Origin of the sequence: Pseudoalteromonas sp. S327 (genome assembly GCF_005886415.1) — a bacterium.
GTDB classification, from domain to species: Bacteria; Pseudomonadota; Gammaproteobacteria; order Enterobacterales; family Alteromonadaceae; genus Pseudoalteromonas; species Pseudoalteromonas atlantica.
Genome location: NZ_PNDP01000163.1, coordinates 1 through 210, shown reverse-complemented (window position 1 = coordinate 210; position 210 = coordinate 1). Strand labels below are relative to the sequence as shown.

Annotated in this window: 1 pseudogene; it reads left to right on the top strand. The window is 37.1% G+C overall.

The features are described 5' to 3' along the window. Nucleotides 1–210: pseudogene (locus CWB60_RS20830) on the top strand (hypothetical protein); the annotation flags it as partial.

Genomic DNA, 210 nt, shown 5'->3' with positions numbered 1-210 from the left:
CTGACCACGAAAATGAAAAATTAAAGTTTCATATTCATCCTTTATGGGAAAGCCATTATTTGACAGAAGGGCTCTATTTCTTGCCCGGTAGTGCTTTAGCCTCTATTGCGTGCGAAATAAATTACAATTACTTTACGTTTATCCCTTGGTTAGCAACAGGCTCTGATAATGACTCCGATGCGCTAAATTTAACTGCTATTTATTCAACTG